This is a genomic window from Kitasatospora sp. NPDC053057 (assembly GCF_044546945.1).
Lineage (GTDB): Bacteria > Actinomycetota > Actinomycetes > Streptomycetales > Streptomycetaceae > Kitasatospora.
Genome location: NZ_JBITZP010000062.1, coordinates 1 through 18,288 on the forward strand (window position 1 = coordinate 1; position 18,288 = coordinate 18,288).

18 protein-coding genes and 1 pseudogene are annotated in these 18,288 nt (G+C 70.8%); 13 read left to right on the forward strand and 6 right to left on the reverse strand.

Annotated features, from left to right (window positions below; translation table 11 throughout):
• Positions 1–143: 143 nt before the first annotated feature.
• The gene (locus ACIG5E_RS36365; RefSeq protein ID WP_396541056.1) at positions 144–1,052 is read right to left on the reverse strand and encodes a hypothetical protein; all 909 of its coding nucleotides are present in this window, start codon (positions 1,050–1,052) and stop codon (positions 144–146) included.
• Positions 1,053–1,451: 399 nt separating this feature from the next.
• On the opposite strand from ACIG5E_RS36365, the gene ACIG5E_RS36370 reads away from it, so the two are divergent.
• The gene (locus ACIG5E_RS36370) at positions 1,452–2,210 is read left to right on the forward strand and encodes a GntR family transcriptional regulator (RefSeq protein ID WP_396541058.1); all 759 of its coding nucleotides are present in this window, start codon (positions 1,452–1,454) and stop codon (positions 2,208–2,210) included.
• On the forward strand, positions 2,210–2,962 hold the full coding sequence (locus ACIG5E_RS36375) for a histone deacetylase (protein ID WP_396541060.1): 753 nt from the start codon (positions 2,210–2,212) through the stop codon (positions 2,960–2,962). The genes ACIG5E_RS36370 and ACIG5E_RS36375 overlap by 1 nt, the downstream gene beginning before the upstream one ends.
• Before the next feature lie 1,144 nt (positions 2,963–4,106).
• Here the strand turns inward: ACIG5E_RS36375 and ACIG5E_RS36380 are convergent.
• Entirely contained in the window at positions 4,107–4,295 is a 189-nt protein-coding gene (locus ACIG5E_RS36380; protein ID WP_396541062.1) for a hypothetical protein, read from the reverse strand.
• On the opposite strand from ACIG5E_RS36380, the gene ACIG5E_RS36385 reads away from it, so the two are divergent.
• From ACIG5E_RS36385 to ACIG5E_RS36430, 10 genes and pseudogenes are all read left to right on the forward strand, one after another.
• A complete protein-coding gene (locus tag ACIG5E_RS36385; RefSeq protein ID WP_396541064.1) occupies positions 4,285–6,510 on the forward strand; it encodes a hypothetical protein in 2,226 nt (741 codons plus the stop codon). The two genes, ACIG5E_RS36380 and ACIG5E_RS36385, sit on opposite strands and share 11 nt — an antisense overlap.
• Positions 6,510–7,412: a DciA family protein gene (locus tag ACIG5E_RS36390; RefSeq protein WP_396541066.1), complete on the forward strand. Its 903-nt coding sequence runs from the start codon at positions 6,510–6,512 to the stop codon at positions 7,410–7,412. The genes ACIG5E_RS36385 and ACIG5E_RS36390 overlap by 1 nt, the downstream gene beginning before the upstream one ends.
• On the forward strand, positions 7,297–7,773 hold the full coding sequence (locus ACIG5E_RS36395; RefSeq protein WP_396541068.1) for a hypothetical protein: 477 nt from the start codon (positions 7,297–7,299) through the stop codon (positions 7,771–7,773). Before ACIG5E_RS36390 ends, ACIG5E_RS36395 begins: the two co-directional genes overlap by 116 nt.
• Before the next feature lie 79 nt (positions 7,774–7,852).
• A complete protein-coding gene (locus tag ACIG5E_RS36400) occupies positions 7,853–8,392 on the forward strand; it encodes a hypothetical protein (protein ID WP_396541070.1) in 540 nt (179 codons plus the stop codon).
• A gap of 341 nt (positions 8,393–8,733) precedes the next feature.
• Positions 8,734–9,087, forward strand: coding sequence for a hypothetical protein (locus ACIG5E_RS36405; protein WP_396541072.1), 354 nt, complete (start codon positions 8,734–8,736; stop codon positions 9,085–9,087).
• A 128-nt stretch (positions 9,088–9,215) separates the two neighbouring features.
• Positions 9,216–9,530, forward strand: a complete 315-nt coding sequence (locus ACIG5E_RS36410; RefSeq protein WP_396541074.1) for a hypothetical protein — start codon at positions 9,216–9,218, stop codon at positions 9,528–9,530.
• Positions 9,531–9,532: 2 nt separating this feature from the next.
• Positions 9,533–11,113, forward strand: coding sequence for a peptidoglycan-binding protein (locus ACIG5E_RS36415; RefSeq protein ID WP_396541076.1), 1,581 nt, complete (start codon positions 9,533–9,535; stop codon positions 11,111–11,113).
• Between the two features lie 8 nt (positions 11,114–11,121).
• On the forward strand, positions 11,122–11,511 hold the full coding sequence (locus ACIG5E_RS36420) for a hypothetical protein (RefSeq protein WP_396541078.1): 390 nt from the start codon (positions 11,122–11,124) through the stop codon (positions 11,509–11,511).
• On the forward strand, positions 11,508–11,981 hold the full coding sequence (locus tag ACIG5E_RS36425; protein ID WP_396541079.1) for a protease inhibitor I42 family protein: 474 nt from the start codon (positions 11,508–11,510) through the stop codon (positions 11,979–11,981). The genes ACIG5E_RS36420 and ACIG5E_RS36425 overlap by 4 nt, the downstream gene beginning before the upstream one ends.
• A gap of 418 nt (positions 11,982–12,399) precedes the next feature.
• Positions 12,400–12,591, forward strand: a pseudogene (locus ACIG5E_RS36430) (DciA family protein); the annotation flags it as partial.
• Here ACIG5E_RS36430 and ACIG5E_RS36435 read toward each other — a convergent pair.
• The 3 genes from ACIG5E_RS36435 to ACIG5E_RS36445 form a co-directional block, all read right to left on the reverse strand.
• Positions 12,541–12,972: a hypothetical protein gene (locus tag ACIG5E_RS36435; RefSeq protein ID WP_396541080.1), complete on the reverse strand. Its 432-nt coding sequence runs from the start codon at positions 12,970–12,972 to the stop codon at positions 12,541–12,543. The pseudogene ACIG5E_RS36430 and the gene ACIG5E_RS36435 overlap by 51 nt on opposite strands.
• 57 nt (positions 12,973–13,029) lie before the next feature.
• Entirely contained in the window at positions 13,030–13,980 is a 951-nt protein-coding gene (locus tag ACIG5E_RS36440; protein ID WP_396541081.1) for an ankyrin repeat domain-containing protein, read from the reverse strand.
• Between the two features lie 377 nt (positions 13,981–14,357).
• A complete protein-coding gene (locus ACIG5E_RS36445) occupies positions 14,358–14,711 on the reverse strand; it encodes a hypothetical protein (protein WP_396541083.1) in 354 nt (117 codons plus the stop codon).
• Between the two features lie 384 nt (positions 14,712–15,095).
• On the opposite strand from ACIG5E_RS36445, the gene ACIG5E_RS36450 reads away from it, so the two are divergent.
• Positions 15,096–15,425 (forward strand): hypothetical protein, encoded by a 330-nt coding sequence (locus tag ACIG5E_RS36450; protein ID WP_396541085.1) that lies wholly within the window; start codon positions 15,096–15,098, stop codon positions 15,423–15,425.
• A 51-nt stretch (positions 15,426–15,476) separates the two neighbouring features.
• On the opposite strand, the gene ACIG5E_RS36455 is transcribed toward ACIG5E_RS36450, so the two are convergent.
• Positions 15,477–18,152, reverse strand: a complete 2,676-nt coding sequence (locus ACIG5E_RS36455; protein WP_396541087.1) for an ATP/GTP-binding protein — start codon at positions 18,150–18,152, stop codon at positions 15,477–15,479.
• Positions 18,153–18,288: the final 136 nt, after the last annotated feature.

Here is an 18,288-nt window from a genome sequence, read left to right on the forward strand (position 1 = left end):
CCCATCCGCATAACGCATACCAACGGCATAGCGCGCAGATGACCGTCAGTCAGCTACACAAACAGGCCAATCACCTTGAAGCGCCGAGGTCAGTAATGGCGTCGATTCAGTTGATTGGCCGGGCCGGGCCCGGCTGGTGTCGGTCAGGCGGGGAGCGCCTGGCTGGTGGTGTCGTCGTACTTCTTGCGGGTCTTGCGCAGCGGGCTCGCCTCACGGATCGCCTGGGCGGTGCGCGTCTTGGCGAGCGCCTGGGACTGCTCCTGGGTGTTGCGCTGCTCGGTCGGAACGCCAGTGCCGCGGATGGGTTCGACGAGGTCGCCGACAATGTGCTTGGCACGGCGGCGCTTCGCGAGCAGGACGTCCACCTGCACGTCCTGCCACTCGGCGGCGCGCCGCTTGGGCAGCGCCGCGGCCTGCGCCCGCTCGTCGGCCCGGCGCTGCTCCTCGAGGCGGGCCTCGGCCTCGATGCGGCGCGGTTCCTGCCGCAGGAGCCGCAGGTAGGTGATGGCCAGGCGCTCGCCGTCGGGGCAGTGCTTGACGCGGAGCGTGCTGTCCTTCTCGTTCTTGTTGGTAGTGCAGGTCGCGCAGCGGACGCGGTGCGTCTCGTACGTGCGACGGGCGGAGTCGGCGGTGGCCGGCGCCGGGTCGAGCTGGGTGATCGCCGGCAGGATCGGTGTCTTCACCTTCTTCAGCACCTTGGTCGGCCGGCGGGCGGCGACATCGGCGCTGGCCTCCACCCGCTGCTCCTGCCAACAGACCAGCGAGATGTCGATGTCGACCAACCGGTTGGAGTTGGAGCATCGGCGCGCACCGGGGGTACCCGCCGGGAGGGTGTGGTGCGGGACCAGCTTCCACTGCTTGCTGCCCTTGTCACTGGTGATGGGGCACCAGGTGTCGCAGCCTGGGCAAGCCAGGTGCTCCTTGCCGGGGGTGAGCTCGATCAGATTGACCGGCAGGGTTGAGGCGACGATCGCCGGCAGGTAGGAGATGTTCTTCGTACGGGTCCGGCGCTTGCGGGGCTGAGCTGTGGAGATCGCGGTCGAGGTGGTCATCAGTGCTCCTCGGAGATGCGGAGGGATGAGGGCCGCGTCGCGGTGCTCTCTCCGCCTTCCAGGCTGCGCGGGAGACCCCGGCGCCCTGGCGGGTGGACAACGCACCAGCGCTGCGACGTACGGAGTGGGCACTGCCAGGACGATTTGGTGGAGCTACCATCCCGGCGCTAGCGCACACTCGCCACCAAAGACTCGGACTTTGGTGCCTAAGTCTGTGGCGACATCCATGACCGTACGCAGCAAGTGACTCATCGTCAAGAACTTTGGTGCATAACTTTTCTGCCTCAGCGCTAAAGGGTGATGCGAAGGGCAGTTAAGTCGCCGCTAGACATGGCGAGTCACGGCCAAGCCCCGCAAGTTAGGTACCAAAGTCGCGCGCTGTGGAGTACCTTGACATCCATGACTCCGACAGATCAGACGAGACGGGGCAGCTCACGGGCTGTGGCTGACGCTCTTCGCGAGCAGATCAGGTCCGGCCTGCTAGGTCCCGGCGCGGTCCTCCCCACCGGTCGGGAGCTCGCGGAGGCGTTCCAGGTCGCGCCCAAAACCGCTGCCGCTGGCGTGGACATTCTCAAGGCCGAGGGTCTGGTCGTCGGAGAGCAGGGCGGTCGTCGCCGGGTCCGGTCTGTTCGCCGCATCACCTGGAACTTGTCCGAGTTTGAACGCGGCCGGCGCCGTGACTCACACGCGCTTGATGACTGGGCAACAGCTATCAAGGATGCTGGCCGCCAGCCCCGCGAGACGATAGTCAAGACGGTGGAACCGGCCGGGTCTCAGATCGCCGAGTGGCTACGCATCATGCAAGACGACGAGGTCGTCAAGCGTGCGCGCATCCGCTGGGTTGACGACGAGCCCTTCCAGATTTCGACTTCCTATTTTCCCGGCACGATCGCCAGAGGCACCTTGCTGGACGAGGACCGGGAGGTGTCTGTCCCTGGCGGCGTGTTGCGCCATATCGGCCACCCTCAGACCAGAGTCCGCGACGAGATCAGCACTCGCATGCCCACCCCTGAGGAAACTGAGCTTCTCCAACTTCCGGTGGGCACCCCCGTGCTTCAGCACGTCCGCATCGGATACGGGACTGAAGGACCTGTCCGAGTGATGGTCACCATCGCTCCGGGCGACCGCAATCTGCTCGTCTACGAGATGGAGGTCTGATGACCACCTCCGCTGAACGCGCCCTCCTCAACAGCGTCGCGCAGCGCCTCTCTGCGACATCAACCCCACATGCGCGTCGAGCGGAGCCGTTGACCGGTGATCCCGACCCGGCCGGGTTGGTCTGGTATGCGGCATACGGATCGAACATGCACGCGGACCGGCTGAAGTGCTACATCGCTGGAGGCCGGCCCCCAGGCGGGGCCCGTACCTATCCGGGCTGCCGCGATCGGCAATTGCCTAGGCACACGATGCCGGTACTGCTGCCCGGGCTGCTGTACTTCGCCCTGGAGTCCGCGGTGTGGACTGGCGGCATGGGCTTCTACGATCCCTCCCAGGAGGGGGAGATGCCCGCCCGGGCATACCTGGTGACTGCCGAGCAGTTCGCCGACATCGCTGCCCAGGAGATGTATCAGGATCCCGGGGTTGATCTCGACCTCACCCGGGCGCTTGCCGTAGGCCGCGACCAGCTTGGCCCTGGGCGCTACGAGACCCTGGTCTGCCCGGGCATGATCGATGGCATCCCTGTCTGCACCTTCACGGCACCCTGGAGCCTCCGCGAGGCTGAGCTGAACCCACCCTCCGCCGGGTATTTGGCCAATTTCGCATCTGGCCTGGTCGAGGCTCATGGCTGGCTCCTCGAGCGCTCCGCGGAGTACCTCTCCACCCGCCCCGGCGCATCCGGGTACTGGACCACTCAGGCAATCTTGGGCGCCCTTTCGGCCTCGCGAACCGTCGACGTGTCATCGGCATGACGAACCGCCACAGAGATCTCGCACTTACTCTCCGCGTTAGCCACGGGGGTAGGCTTTCTCCGAAAGTGATCAAAAACAACTTCGCCGCCCGGACCCTAAGGTCCGGACGGCGTTCGAGTGGAGCGACGCCCGGTCAGGGGCCCGTCCCGGTCAGCCACGTAGGAGGTGGTGACGTCATGCAGGGTACCCGTAGCCGGGGCCTCCTGAACGCGCGGCACCCCGCCGTGGAGTCGACCGAGGGTTCTCGGGTCTCGCTCCGGCGGGGTGCCGACTCTGTATGTGTGGCCGGCCACGGCGGCCCCCGAAGGTGGGGGTGTTCCGTGACCTAGCCCTCGTCTGCGGGGCCGGACCCACTTTCCAGGTCTGACTCCGCCGGGCCGCTTCCCGGACTTTCCACCCGGATTCGCGGCCTTCCTGCTCCACCCCGCTCTCGGGTTTCCACACCGTCGAGTGGGTTGCTGGGGGGGTCGGCGCCAACCGACCACCAGCGGTACTACAGGCCTCCGCCAGGAGGCCAACAACACCCGGTCCCTAGCCAGGACCAGCTCCACCGGGCTTCTCGACCGAGAAGTCCTGCTTCACCGGCTCTCTTGCAAGGAGCCAATTCGCAGTCGGGGCCTTTCCAGGGGCCTCGGCTGCAACCAGATCCACCACCTACCTACAAGGAGGTCGCCGATCCAGTCCCGCCCCCGTGAGGGGCGTCTTGCCCGGTCCCGTGAGGGGCCGGCCTTCGCGGTCCCCGAGGGGACCGCACCATCCGACCCGCTGATGCGGGGCGGTCCACTTTCCTGCACGTGCAGGTCCAGTAGGAGGCGTCTGCCATTTTGCAGCAGCTCACAAGCCCTTTCCAGTCTCACCGACCTGCGGTTGTCGATCATGGTGTCCCCGGTTTGAGCTCGGGTGATGAGATCCGGGAGGGGGGAGAGATCTCCTCCCCCGCTCCTGCCTTGGCATTCGTTGGCGGACCGGTTGGCGGACCGGTTGTCGCATCCGCCGCGCACGCTGTCGACAATGTGACGCACATCACTCGTCCGGGTGAGGCTTTGAGCGTCACACGATCGGGTCCGAACCTTGTGGTTCCGGCCGGTCCGGTCGTTCCCGGCCAGCGCCAGGCGCGTGCTGGCGCTACTGGTGCGGTTCCGGCTCAGGCGGGTGCCTCGCGGGAGCGCTCGTCGGCTGGCCGTGAGCGGCAGGCGGTGTTGGCGCCGTTGGCGTTGACGGCGGTGATGCGTTCGCGGCTGCGGGGTGCGGTGCGGGCGCTGTTGGCGGAGCCGGGTCTGGCCGGGGCGTCGGATGCGGTGCGTCTGGCGGCGGTGGTGCTGATGTCGCGCACGCCGGATGAGACCGGTGTGGTGGTGATCCGCAAGCCGGAGCTGGGCCGGTGGCTGGGGCTGTCCGCGGACCGGATGAAGGCCGTGGTGCGTCAGGTGCGTGCCAGCGGCTGCGTCTCGTTGGAGACCTTCAAGGGTGACTACAACGACGACCAGGCGCTGAAGTGCCAGGTGCGCGCGTTGCGGACGGCCCGGGGGCAGGCGGGGCATCCGCTGAACCTGACGAAGAAGGAGTTCGCGGTGCTGCACGGCTTGGTGGAGGCCCTGTTCGCGCCGGGCTGGGCGCACCGGGACGGCACGGTAACCGATGCCGGTCCGCTGGCCGACCGGACGGGCCGCGGGGCGGCGACGGACCGGTTGGCGGCGCTGCTGCTGGTGCTGGAGGCCAATGACAAGGGCCGGGTGCGGCTGTGCGGCGGCGTGGTGGACACCGAGGCGGGGAGGCCGGCGGTGACGCTGGCGCGGATGCTGGGCTGCGCACCGGCCGGGGCGGTGCCGGTGCTGGGGCGGCTGGCGGAGGCCGGGCTGGTGGAGCGTCCGCGGCGTGGTGTCGGTGGTCTGTTGTCCCGGTCGCGGCTGGTGCTGCCAGCGGTGGCGGCCGCGCACCGGGCCGGGCTGGTGAAGCCGGCGGAGTCGGCCGGTTCCGTGCGCCGGGAGGTCGCCCAGGATGCCGCTGCGGGTTCCGCCAGCGACCTGGACGCTGCGACCCCCCCGGGTGATGCCTCGGCGACTGATGAGACTGCGCAGGTCAGCGAGGTGGAGGAGGCGCCCGAGGTCCAGATTTCAGACCTGGACGATACGACCCCCCTTCACGCCTCTCACTCTCCTGTGGCTGATGTAGTGGGTTATCTGACTGTGGATGGTGGCTTTTCCGGCGAAGCCGCCGTCGTGGTTGAGCACCGTCGGCCGGAGCGCGTGGGCGTGCGCGAGGAGCACGCGGGCACCGCCGTGGGCAGTGCGGTCGATGGCCAGCAGGCCGTTCACCAGGGCGAGGGTGGCCCGCTGCGCGGGGACAAGCCCAACCCCAGCGCCCTCGATCACCACGACCAGGAGCAGCCGGAGCTGTCCGGGCGAGGCCTTCGTCGGCGGGTGGTTCCCCCGCTGCCGCAGGACCTTGCCCCGGTGCTGGCCCCGGTTGAGTGTCTGTGGCAGCGCCTGGACCGGGCCTGGTCGCGGCGCCGGATCACGGCTGCCGTCCAGGCCGAGCTGGGCCGCATCGGTGCCTGGACCGGAAACGAGAGCGCCGGCGCCGCGCTGGCCGACCGGCTGAAGTTCCGGCTGCGCGAGCAGGGCGGCAGCGCGCTGGTCACCGACCCGGTCGGCTGGCTGCTCGCCAAGGGCCTGCCGCAGCGCCGCGAGTGCGCCCACCTGGCCTGCGACGACGGCATCCGCCTGGACACCGGCACCGACTGCACGACGTGCGAGCAGCGCCTGGCCGACCGCCGCTCCACCCGCCAGGCCTTGGTCCGCGAAGCGGTGGCCGTGCTCCCGGGCAGCGCCACCGCCGAGCAGCGCCGAACGGCGATCGACGAGCGGCTGCACCGGCACGCGATGCTGCGCGCAGAGCAGCAGGTGGCGGACCGTCAGCGGGTCGAGCAGCGGCGGGTGGAGGCCGCGGCCCGGGGTGCGGTGCGCGAGGCGCAGGCTGCGGCCGCCGAGGCCGCCCGCCAGGCGCTGCCGTGCGAGGACTGCGGCTGGCCGGACGCGGCCGGCTTGTGTGCGTCGTGCTGGAGCGTGCGGGCCACCCGTACTGCGATCCGCGAGTGCGTGGACTTGGCGCTCGCCGGTGCCGCCGACCTCGGCGACCACCGCGACGTCAACGCCGTTGCGACCCACGTACGCGACGAGCTGCGCGCCGAGATGCTCCGCAACCGGCCCGCCGGCGCCGACCTGTCCGGCATCCGGGCCTCCGACCTGCTCACCGTCCAGAGCGCCGCCGCCGAGTACCGGGCCAGCGCCCTCGTGCTGCTGGCCCACTCACCGGAGGCCGACGCCGAGGCCGAGCTGGCCCACGCGGCCGCGATGCGCAGCGTCCACCGTCACCCCACTCGCGGCTCGGCCCTGGCCGCTGCCGACCGGGCTGCCGAGCAGGCCCGCACCAACACCGCCCGGCACCTGCTCGTCCGCCGCCTGGAGGCCGTTGAGGCCCTGCGCACCCGCGCTGACCGGATCCGCGCGGCCGCCGCCGAGCAGGCCCGTGAGGCGGTGAACGCCTGATGACGCAGCCCCAGACCAGCGGTGCCGACCTGGCCCGTACTGCCCTGCGCGCCGCCCGCCAGGCCGCCCGCACCAGTGGCAACGCTCCTGTCCAGCGCACCCCCCGGCAGGCCGTGGTCGTGCGGCGAGGCCCGCGCGAACCCGAGCCGATCGCGGACGTGTTCCTCGCCCTGGTCGCCGCGCACGGCTGGACCCTGGGCACCGCCGGCGGAGGCCTGCGCGACCACTGGCCCACGATCGTCGGCCCCGACGCCGCCGCCCACTGGCACCTCGCCGGCTACGACCCCACCACCCGCCGCCTACGCATCAACGCTGGCTCCCCGGCCTGGGCCGCCCAACTGCGTCTCCACCTGCGCCGTATCCTCACCGACCTCGAGCAACTGCGTCCCGGCACCGTGACGGCCATCGACGTCCGCGTCGGTCCCGCCCCCGTCGTGCAGCACGACCAGGACCCCGACGATCGGCCCACCCGGCGCGACGACCGACCTGCCGCACAGCCAGCCCGGCCCCCACTCGCCGACCACCACCCCTACCAGGAGCTGCGCCGCCGGATGCGCGAGAACGCTGCAGCCCGCCAGGCCGCGCTCGACGAAGCCGCCGCCGAGCGGGAGGCCATCCTGCGCCGGAACTACAACTGGCTGCGCGAGCCCGAGGACGCCCACCGACCCTCGATCGAATCGAGGACACCCCGGTCACCAACACCGGCGAGCACGCCCGCCAGCAGCGCGAGCGCCACCGCGCCGCCCTCGCCGTTGCCCGCGCCACCCGGACCGGGGCGATCCCGCTATGCCGACCCCGGCCAGCACGGTCGCAGGCCGGGCCACCGAGACCGAGGACGCCGCCGCCCAGCAGCTCGCCGCCGCGCGGTGGGGCATCAAGCCAGCCGCCAAGCCCGGCCATGACGTCGCGGACGACTACAGCGACTACTACAACCCGCAGTGCGGCACCGCCTGGCTGTCTGGCACCGCGGTGGGCAACCTCAGCGTCGACATCAACACCGGGTTCACCCTCAATCCCAACCAGCGGGCGATCTTCTACTACTGGGAGGTCGGCCTGTCCGACTCCGGCGGCGTCAGCCACCAGACCTGGGGACCCTCCGGCCTCCTGGAGCGCCAGAAGTGGAACGGCAGCCGACACGTCGGGGGCCTGTCCCCCAGCAACGGCCAAGCCTGGGTCGAGAGCACCAGCTACGCCACGCTCGACGACGGATCGAGCTGCTACCCGGCCCCGGGCGCGGTGATCGTCCACTACGGCATCTACTGATCCGACAAAACACCGTCGGCGTGGGGGCTTGTCCTGGCAGGCTGCCGGGACAAGCCCCCACGCGAGGAAGGACAGCACCGTGTTCCGCATCCCGCCAGGAGCCGGCCAGCCCGGGCCCGCCATCCCTACCCACGAGGAGACGCTGCGCGAGTTCGCCCGACCCGTTGCCGTGCTGGCCCACCCCGCGCCTGGGTGGACGATCCTGCTCGGCCGAGACGGGACGGACGGCTACCTGACCGACGTCGACGTCCAGTACGCCCACCAGCGCTCCTACCGGGTCCGCGTGCGCACCACCCGCCCCGCACCCGCGAACTCCAGGATCAAGTCGTCCATGAGCCTGGACGACATCCTCGGCAACACCATCGCCAACTTCACGGACGAGGACGACCTCGACCCCATGGCATCGGTCGAGGCACTCCTGAACCCAGCACCGACCACCCCCGGAGAGACACTGCTGCGCCTCGACGGCCAGGAGCACACCGCCCGCACCGCGGCCCGGAACGGCTTCTTCGCCGCCAAGCTCGAGATCGGCGACCAGACGATCGCGGTCGCCGCACCCGAAATCCTTCGGGACGTCGCCCTGGACCTGACCTGGATCCAGCCCGGCCAATCGCTGTAGATGCGGGACCAGCCCTCTCGACGGCCGCGCGGACGGCGGTCGGGGCGTCGCCCCGCCGGAACCCACTACCCGCAAGCCGGAGCCGGTGCGACGCTGATCCCAGCGTTGCGTTGCCGCCCGCCCTCCGTACTCGCCTCGAGCGGCGGTGCGGCCGGCCTCCACGGCTTGGTCGAGGCGATGGGCGAGCTCAGGCAGCTGCCGGACCGGGTCGCCAACAGTGATGATGCGGGAGCGCACACCGGTGATGCGAGCGGGCGCAGCACGTACCTGAGTAATTTCGCCGACGGATCTGAGTAGCCGTCCGCTACCGGCCCCTGGAGCGGGCCGGAACTATGGGTTGCATGAGCGAAGCGATTCGTACCGTGAGCCGTCCGACCGAGCCGGCCTGCGGGAACTGGTGGAAAGCCCCGCTGATCTCCAGCCTGGCGGGCGGGGCTCTTCTGCTGCCGGTCACCGGCCTGCGAGGCTTCGCCGAGATGGCGACCGACCCGTGCAGCGGGCCGGACTCCTGCCCCGCCACCTACGCGCAGCTGCACTTCGCGGACTACTCGCTGCTCGCGGTCGTGGTTCTGATCGTCCTCCAGTGGCCTGCCGCGTACCTGCTGCCCAGGGCCCGGGTGGCGATCTCGTTCGCTCCGGCGGCGGCGCTGGCGGTGGTCCTGTTGACGGTCCCCAGCATCAAGCCCGGGGCCTAGCAACCCGACCACTGGCGCGATCGGATTACCGGCGTGCTGCTCGCCGGCATCACTGAGTAGTTGACGGTGGAATCGACGTTATGCTGCCAGATGGTCTACGGACTGTTTCAGGGGATTGGGGGAGGATCATGGGGAGTGATGGTGCCGGGACGGGGTTCAGTGCCCACCCGGAGAAGCTCGGGGACGCAGGCGACAAGCTGGTCACGGCCAGTGGAGACGTGAGTGGTGTCAAGGACATCCTGGGCAAGTTGAACATGTCCGACCCTGCCGTTTTCGGCGAGTACGCGGGTGACGCGGGGAAGTCCTTCTGGTCGGCGTGGCAGGACGAACTGCAGGTGAACATCGACGCGCTGTCGGACCTGGGCGGCAAGGTGCACACCACCGTGGCCAACTATGCCAAGGCGGACCACGGCGTCCAGCAGCAGTACCAGCAGGGGGCCTGAGCGTGCCGGACCATGATGCGCACCCGCTCGGTGACGACAAGGGCGGCAGCCAGCGGCAGCAGGCCGAGAGGCTGAAGAAGACCATCGACGAGTCCCATGGCATGTGGGGCGCCGGAGACTTGAAGTACGCCGTCCACGACGCCCTACAGCTGCCCGCTCCCAAGGGCGACTCTGGCAAGCTCGGCGACCTCGCCGCCGCCTACAACACGGCGAGCAACCAGCTGGATCAGATCCAGATGAAGGTGGCGCAGGTCAGCTCGCAGCACCTGCCGGACGCCTGGACCGGGCAGGTCGGCGAGAAGGCGGCCGAGGTGGTCAAGGCCTCCGCCGACGACCTGGGGCGCTGCCGGGACATGCTGGGCAAGGGCCGGGATCAGCTCAAGGCGCTGGCCACCGCGTTGAGCGAGGCGCAGACCCTGCACGGGCAGGGCGCCGCGCCGCTGAGCGAGGCGCTGGAGCTGCTGCACGACATCACCGTCTCCGGCGCGCCGGACCCGTTCCACTGGGATGACGACAAGATGCACCGCGCCCACGCGAAGGCGAAGGAGGGCATCAAGTCGATCTACGACGCCGCGGTGAAGGCCGAGAACGCGGGCCGCGCCGCTTCGCGCGAGCTGAACGCGCTGGCGGGCAAGGCTCTGGCGGGCAAGTTCAAGAACAAGGGGCTCGGCGCGGAGGACAAGCTGGTCATCGCCGATGCCGCCCTCGACGGCAGCCAGGGCAACGGTGGCATCCTCACGGCCAACGACGTGACGCGGGCGGGCCAGTTCATGGACAAGATGAGCGACGCCGACCGGGCCCGTTTCGACCAGCTGCTGGCCGGTACCAAGTCGGCCGAGGAGCGCGCCTACCTGATGAAGGCGCTTGCCGCCGGGCACAGCTACGACGAGATCAAAGCCTTCGATGACCAGATCCACGCCCACGGCGACGACCCCCGCTGGCTCACCGACCGTATAGCCCCGGTGCAGCTCGAAGCGGTCTCAGCCCAGACGGCGGGGACCGGCTACAAGGGTGTCAACTGGGATCAGGGCCAGCACGATACCTGCGTGGCGGCGTCGACGGTGACCGCCCGGGCGATGGTCGACCCGCTGTTCGCCTTCCAGCTCACCACCGGGGGCCACCCGGACGACCCGGCGTACGACAACGGCCCGGCTTCGAAGGAGCGATGGGAGAAGGAGACCAACCGGGTCTACGACACCCGCTCCGTCATGCACCTGTGGAAGGGCGGGATGTGGGACTGGGAGTCCCAGAACATCGCCGACGACGAGATCGCCAAGCACACCGGCGCGGACTACCACAACGTGGACCTCGACAGCCGCGACAAGCGCCAGAACGCGCTGGCCGAGATCGAGCAGAAGATCGATGAGGGTAAACCCGTCCCGCTGTCCGTCCACGGCGGAACCTTGCTCAACCCCCACGGCCACCAAATGATGATCATCGGGCACCGGGGCGACCAGCTGGAAATCTACAACCCCTGGGGCTACACCGTCTGGGTCAGCGAGAGCGACTTCATCAACAACCACATGCAAGGCGCGTCCGACGACAGGCACCCCGAAGTCCGAAGCGTGCGAATGCCCAAGTGAGGCCCGAATTGAGCACCCCACACCCCCAGAGCGACGGCCAGCTGGCCGAGCTGGATGTCGAGATCCTGCTGCGCTTCGGCCTGCCAACCCCCGGCGCGCACCGCTCCACCCTGTTCGGTGACGGCGCGGTGGCCGCCGCGATCACCGTCGACCGGCTCGGCGTGCTGCCGCGCGCCCTGATCTTCCTCGGCGAGGTGGTCCGCGCCGGCGGCACCCGCTTCGCGGCCGACCTGCCCGAGCCGCTGCCCGGCCCGGCAGCCTCAGTGGCGCGCGGCTGGCTGGAGGCGGCCGCCATGGTCGTGCAGGACCCGACAGGCGACCAGCTGGTCGCCCGCTGGCTCGACGCGGTCGCCGCCGTGCTGGCACTGCGGGTCACCCACCGAGAGTCGAACTCATGAAGCGGCGGTGGCGCCGAGTCCTGCTGACGGTGGCCGCGGTGCTGGCTGTCGCGGCCGCCGTGGGCGTGGTGGCCGTCCACAAGATGACCACCGGCAAACTCGACCACGGCACGGTGTTCACCCAGGCCTCGGGACAACTCACCGTCAAAACCGGGGAGTTGTTCTCAATCGACGTGTTCGCTTACCGGGAGGCGGGCGACAACTGGACCACGGCCACCCCCACCCCAGACCCGGCCATCGTGCAGGCCACCGGCGACGAATACGTCGACAACTTCGGCATCAAGGACCTGCCCGTCCTCGGAGGAACAGGCAACCTCGGCACGGGCGGCCACTACTACTTCACCTTCCGCGCCCAAAACCCCGGCAGCACCACCATCACCCTGCACGTCGCCTACCGCGACGAACTGGGTGGAACGTTCTCCGGCGGACCGGACCAGACCAAGCGCCAGTTCACCATCGACGTCCACTGAGCCCCCTCCGGCGGGCAGAAGCGGAACCTGGCCAGCGACGTCTTCACCCGGCAGGCCGGCGAGACGACCCAGCTCACCGACCCGTTCCCGCTCGACCTCGACCTCGCGGTGCTGCCCCGGTTCTCGCGAGCGGGCGTACATGTGACGTGATACCAGGGTCACGTCACATGTACGTGAAGGCGGGTTGCACTGCCCAGTGGTGGATGGACTCATGGGCCATTTCCGTGATTGTGGTGTCCCCCAAGATGGACCATGAGTCCATCCCCGCCCCTTCGCTCTTCCCCACCCCCCGCAACGCCCGCCGCCTGCCCTCCCGACCAGGCCGGGAACGGGCGGCAACGCCCCCGCCCAGCGCACCACCCGGCAGACCACGGCCGCGTCGCGGCGCGGCCCGCGCGAACCCGAGCCGCTCGGCGACGTGTTCCTCGCCCTGGTCGCCGCGCACGGCTGGACCCTGGGCACCGCCGGCGGAGGCCTGCGCGACCACTGGCCCACGATCGTCGGCCCCGACGCCGCCGCCCACTGGCACCTCGCCGGATACGACCCCACCACCCGCCGCCTACGCATCAACGCTGGCTCCCCGGCCTGGGCCGCCCAACTGCGTCTCCACCTGCGCCGTATCCTCACCGACCTCGAGCAACTGCGTCCCGGCACCGTGACGGCCATCGACGTCCGCGTCGGTCCCGCCCCCGTCGTGCAGCACGACCAGGACCCCGACGATCGGCCCACCCGGCGCGACGACCGACCTGCCGCACAGCCAGCCCGGCCCCCACTCGCCGACCACCACCCCTACCAGGAGCTGCGCCGCCGGATGCGCGAGAACGCTGCAGCCCGCCAGGCCGCGCTCGACGAAGCCGCCGCCGAGCGGGAGGCCATCCTGCGCCGGAACTACAACTGGCTGCGCGAGCCCGAGGACGCCCACCGGCCCGCGATCGAGGACACCCCGGTCACCGACACCGGCGAACACGCCCGCCAGCAACGCGAGCGCCACCGCGCCGCCCTTGCCGTCGCCCGAGCCACCCGGGCCGGGGCGGGGCCTGCGGGCAGGTCAGTGCTCCCAGTAGTCGAGGTCGGGCAGCCGGATCCAGGTGTCGGCGGGGCCGGTGACAGCGCGGGCGTTGGTGGGTCGGAGACCCACGAAGGCGCAGGCGTAGGCGACGGCGTGATGGCGGTAGAGATAGCTGGCCAGGACCTCCTCAGGGGTGTCGTCAGGGAGCGGGCCACCGCCGGGGTGGAGGTCCGAGCCTTCGACGGTGCCGTCGCGGACGATGCTGCCCTGGTTGCCGCTCTTGGGGTTGGCGTAGAGGCCGTAGCCGACGGTACCGGTGGTCAGACGGGTCATCGCGCCCGGGGTGGACGGGGTATAGCCCCAGGGTTGGGTGACGATGCATCCGCCGGGAACGGTCGTGACGCCGGCGATGAGCAGGCTCTCGTCCATGTCGTACTCGTACGGGTCGTCAAGGAAGTCCGCGACGAACTCCTCGTCCACAGGCGTCGCGTCCAGGCGGCGGATCGCCTCGGCGGCGTCGATGCCGGCGATACAGGCGAGGCCAGTGCCCTCGTAATGGAAACGTCCCAGTGCCTCGACGAGTTGCCGACCGCGCTGGACGGTGGCCTGCTCGGTTGCCGTCAGGCCGGGTTCCTCGTCGGGGACGGGGAACAGATCGGGGATCGGCCCGGCCAGAGCGAGTCGGCCCGGCGACCAGCCGCCAAGCTGGGGTCGCCAGGGATCGGCACCGGCAGCCACGAGGGCGCGGGCATTGTCCGGTTGGTCCCCCGTGACAGCCTCCCACAGCGCCGTCGTCCCGTACTCCAGCGCATCCACGTCCGAGACACGGCCCGCCAGTTCGGCCACCACCTCGGGAGAGCCAAACCCTGCCGCCCGGTGCAGAGGATGCCCCCCGCCCCACGCATCCGGGTCAGCGCCCGCGTCGAGCCGCGCGCGGATGTCGCCGTGGTCTCGCCAGCTTTCCCAGGTCACACCGGCCCAGCCCGTCATCGTGCCTCTCCGTCCTCTCCGCACCAGCGCGGGCGTCAGCCCCTCCGCACGATCGCATGCGGGTCCGACATCCGTCGTTCCGGGGCCGATCCGGTCCGTGCCGAGCCGGTCGGCCAGGTGCCTGCTGCGACGTCAGGAGCGCCGGACAGTCGCCGCGTGGGACCTGGCAATCCGCGCCAGCAGGGCGGCGGCCGGGCACCACGGCGGCGAGGAACCCGGCCGAACACCGGCCGGCAACCAGGACGACCGCCCTCTCCGCCCGCCCGTACTGCCCGATCCCCAACCGGCCCCGCCCCCGCTCGCCGACCACAGGGCCCACGCACTCGCCGTTTGACTCTCCAGCGGCACCGCTAGGGCGCCCGCCACCCGGCTGGACGTCAGACGATCGAGACCCGGGAGACGTAGGCGTTGTTGAGGCTCAGGCTGCCGCCCGCGTAGAGGTTGTAGTCGATGCCGTTCGCCGTGATGATGCCGTTGTTCCACTGCGAGGTCACCGAGTACACACCGGCAACCCCGGGGTACGTCGTGCCGACGCTCCCCGCGTAGCAGAGCTGCCAGTAGCCGCTGCTGTCGTGTATCCAGAGCTCGATGCCGTACGCCTCCGCGCCACCGCCCGGGCACTGCACGCTCCCGATTGCGCTGGCCGGCGAGGCCGCCAGGACGCTGCCGCCGATGAGGGTCGCGGCCGCCAGCGCCACGGCACCGATTCGTGTGATCTTGCGACGAGCCATCTGCTTTTCTCCTCGTGTCGGACCGTTGTGGCAACCGGCTGACGGGCCGGCTCGACACCATCCTTGTGCCAGCGGCAGCCCGCCACCATGACGTTGGCCGGACGTTGGGCCGACACTTGCATCGTGGGGCCCCTCACGCCCCGGGCATCCACGCGCCGGCGGGCCAGACCCGGGCAAGCACGCCGCGTTGTCGTCGGTGATCGCTGCGGAGCTGCCCAGGAACACCGAGGAGGTCGAGAACTTCCGCAACGGGTGGAAGCTGGACTGACCAGAGTCGGTCGACAACGCCGCCGACCGTATTTGCCCAGCTCAGCAGGCGGTGCGGGGCAGGCTACGCTGAATGGCGGACGACCGAGCTGGGAGGGACCTGGGACGATGGCGGATATGAGCGAGATGGACGATCTGCGGGCGCGGCTGGCGGCGCTGGAGGCGGAGGTCGACCGGCTTCGGGAGGAGTCCGCGGCCACACGCACGATGGCGGCGATGGCCGACCGGGACAGCGCCGAGGTCCGCACTTCCCTGCGCGCGCACACCCAGGTGCTGAACGCGATCCGGGAGGACCAGATCGAGCAGCGCCAGGCGGTGACCGGCCTCGCGGAGGCCGTCGGCGCCCTCGTCGCCGGACAGGCGCAGCACGCTCGGATGCTGGAGACCCTGGTGACGGGGCAGACGGCGGTTCTGGAGGAGCTGCGCCGCCTGACCGGCAAGCAGTAAGCCCAGTCGAAATGGTGGGGCGGTCCCCGGCCCGGGGGCCGCCCCACCATTTCAGCGCGCGGCGCGAAGGCGCTCCTGCCGCTCGGTGACCAGGGCGTGCCACCGGTTCCGGACGGTCTCCTCGTCGTCGAGCCACTGCGTGGTGGATGGCGCGGGCAGCGGCAGGCCGGCCATGAAGTGGGCGATGTCCAGGTAGTAGGCGAAGTCGCCGTTCGCGGTGGCCTCGCGCAGCCGGGCGAGGGTGGCGGTCAGGTCGTTCTCGGCGCCGCGGACGGCGTGGTGGAAGGCGAGCGCGGTCTCCAGCAGGGGGATGAGCCAGGGCAGGCCGGCGACGTCGATCTGGGCCCGCAGGACGGTGACGCGGTCGGCGATGTCCTGGTCGTCGGTGCCGGCGTCGCGGACCAGGCCGGCGACCTGAAGGTGGAGGGCGGTGGCGCGCTGGTCGAGCGGTTCCAGGTACTGGCGGGCGAGGTCGATCTCCTCGTCGGCCCGGTCCGGGTCGGCGAACGCGGTGACCAGGGCCAGGCGGGTCTGGGCGATGGCGCGCTCGCCGGGCGCGCCGTGCTGCTCGGCCTCGGCCCGTCCGTCGCGCAGGGCCTGGGCGGCGGCGGTGAAGTCGCCCTGCGGCCACAGGATGTCGCCGCGGACGCGGTGGCGTCGGCTCTTCCACGTCAGGGTGGAGGCGGCGGCCATCGCGGCAGGGAAATCACCGTGGATGCGGGCCAGGTTGGCGATCCCGCGCTGTGCCTGCGGGGCGAGGCGGCCGCCGGCAGCGGCGACGCGCTGCATCCCCTCGAGGGACGCGGTCGTCCTCCCGAGGTCCTTGTCTGCCTTCGCGCGGTAGTACCAGGCGAGCTGGGTGAGCTCGTCGGACAGCAGGCCGCCGTCGAGGACGGCGCTCAGGCGGCGGGCGGTGCGGTCGCGGTGTTCGTGCTGGCGGCGGCTGATCGCGGTCAGGAGCTCGGCGAGGGCGTCGGCGGGCGTGTCCGCGGCCGACCCGTTGCCGTGTTTGGGGGCGGGCGGGGCGATCGGCTCCCACACGGAGTCGTCAATGTAGGCGAAGGCGGCGTCGGTCAGCCACACGAGGTCCTCCAGGCGGTGGTCGCGCGCCAGACGCAGACCCTGGCGCAGGCAGGCGACGAGCCAGGCCCGATCGCTGGAGGGAGTGCGGGCCTGGCGCCACTGACGGCCGAGCGCGGCCAGCGCGCGCTCGGCGCCCTGGTGCCAGTCGGCCGCGGTCCAACGGTCCGGGGTGTGGGTGTCGCCGGTTTGCAGGGCGGTGCGAATGGCGTCGTGCAGGTGGTAGGGCCAGATCGCGAAGGAGTCTTCGCTGATCATGGGCCGCTCCACGAGCCGGCGGGCAGCTGCCTGGTGGGTCAGGCCGGCGGCCTGGGTCGCCAAATCGACGTCGAAGGCGTCCAGCAGCGAGGCGCTACGCAGGACGTGGCGCTCGTCCGCGCTCAGGTCGGACAGGGTGCGGGAGATCAAGGCGGGGAAGGCATGGTCGAAGTCGGCGGGCGCGGGGGTGCGGCCGGTGCGGCGGATCTCCAGGAAGCGGGCGACGGCCAGGTCGAGGTGCAGGGGCAGGCCGTGCGAGCGCTCGGTGATGACTGCGCGGACGGCCGGGCCGATGAGCGGCTGGCCGTCGTGGGTGAGGCGGCGGGCGAGGTAGCTGTCGCAGTCGGTGGGGGAGAAGTCGCCGAGCAGGTGCTGGCGGGCGCCGCCCGCCGCGTGGGCGGGCTGCCGTCCCTCGGGTGCCAGCTGCGGCCAGGCGGAGGGGCCGGTGTAGTCGAGCTGCCCCTCAAGAGCGGTCTCGCCCCAGCCGAGCCTGCTGCGGCCGGCGATGACGAAGAAACAGTTCGGCATCAGCCAGACCAGGCGCTGTAGCAGCCGTTCCAGGTCACGGTGCCGGTCGTCGGTGTCCTCGAAGGTGTCGAACATCACGATCGGCACCACCGCCTTCTTCGCGGGCAGCCGGCTGAGCTCCCACGCCAACAGGTGCGCGTAGTAGGAGAGCGCCTCGAGATCCGGGTCGGCTTCCAGCAGGGCCGCGGTACGGGCGGCCCCGGCCAGCGCCCGGGCCCGCTCGCGGCGTTCACGCAGCGCCCGCACGAGCGCGGTGGCGACCTGTCCGGCCGCCGAACCCACCAGGCCCGGCAGCTCCAGCGAGCCGACGACCTCGCTGACCGCCGCCCCAACCTGGCCGGGTAGCAGCTGGCCGGCCTTGCCCATCAGCCCGGTGCGCCGGATGTACTCCTCCAGCGGCTCACCGGGGTGCTGGGCGTCCCAGTAACGCCGCAGCGCCAAGTCGAAGCTCGGCATCGGCAGGCCGACCGCGCTGGCCAGGGCCAGGCGGATCGTCAGCACGACCCGCTCGAAGTCGGATCCGGTCGAGGCCGAGCGCGCGAGGTCAATGCGTACCGGCAGCAGCCGCTCGCCCGCCCCGATGCCCGTGCCCCACTGCTGGGGCCGCTGCTCGGCGGCGGCGAGGGAGGCTTCGAGCTTGCGCAGCAGGGTGGTCTTGCCGATGCCGCCGACGCCGTAGAAGGCGATGACGTTGGTGCGGGGCTTCTCTAGGTCCTCGACGTCGAAGCCGGGGTCGGCGATGGTGCGCAGGTGTTCTTCGAGGGCGGTGGCGACCAGGGACCACTGGTGCTGCCGGTTGGTGAACGCCTCGGCGCTGTCGACCGGGTCGTTGGAGCTGAACAGCGCGCGAAGGTCGGCCACGTGAGTCCCCCCAGGACATGTCAGTTGAGGCCAATTTAGGTGAGAGAGCAGGTCACGGGGCAGGATCAGGCGGAAAAGGGGCCGGGAACGGGCCACTGGCTGGCCCGTCCGGGCGGCCGGCGGCGCCGTCCCGGCC

What these genes read in the sequence shown, in the direction of transcription:
- ACIG5E_RS36405 (WP_396541072.1), top strand. Translation starts at nt 8,734, where the DNA reads ATGAGCGAAGCGATTCGTACCGTGAGCCGTCCGACCGAGCCGGCCTGC.
- ACIG5E_RS36370 (WP_396541058.1), top strand. Translation starts at nt 1,452, where the DNA reads ATGACTCCGACAGATCAGACGAGACGGGGCAGCTCACGGGCTGTGGCT.
- ACIG5E_RS36425 (WP_396541079.1), top strand. Translation starts at nt 11,508, where the DNA reads ATGAAGCGGCGGTGGCGCCGAGTCCTGCTGACGGTGGCCGCGGTGCTG.
- ACIG5E_RS36440 (WP_396541081.1), bottom strand. Translation starts at nt 13,980, where the DNA reads ATGACGGGCTGGGCCGGTGTGACCTGGGAAAGCTGGCGAGACCACGGC.
- ACIG5E_RS36385 (WP_396541064.1), top strand. Translation starts at nt 4,285, where the DNA reads ATGTCGCGCACGCCGGATGAGACCGGTGTGGTGGTGATCCGCAAGCCG.
- ACIG5E_RS36395 (WP_396541068.1), top strand. Translation starts at nt 7,297, where the DNA reads ATGCCGACCCCGGCCAGCACGGTCGCAGGCCGGGCCACCGAGACCGAG.
- ACIG5E_RS36450 (WP_396541085.1), top strand. Translation starts at nt 15,096, where the DNA reads ATGAGCGAGATGGACGATCTGCGGGCGCGGCTGGCGGCGCTGGAGGCG.
- ACIG5E_RS36445 (WP_396541083.1), bottom strand. Translation starts at nt 14,711, where the DNA reads ATGGCTCGTCGCAAGATCACACGAATCGGTGCCGTGGCGCTGGCGGCC.
- ACIG5E_RS36365 (WP_396541056.1), bottom strand. Translation starts at nt 1,052, where the DNA reads ATGACCACCTCGACCGCGATCTCCACAGCTCAGCCCCGCAAGCGCCGG.
- ACIG5E_RS36390 (WP_396541066.1), top strand. Translation starts at nt 6,510, where the DNA reads ATGACGCAGCCCCAGACCAGCGGTGCCGACCTGGCCCGTACTGCCCTG.
- ACIG5E_RS36375 (WP_396541060.1), top strand. Translation starts at nt 2,210, where the DNA reads ATGACCACCTCCGCTGAACGCGCCCTCCTCAACAGCGTCGCGCAGCGC.
- ACIG5E_RS36410 (WP_396541074.1), top strand. Translation starts at nt 9,216, where the DNA reads ATGGGGAGTGATGGTGCCGGGACGGGGTTCAGTGCCCACCCGGAGAAG.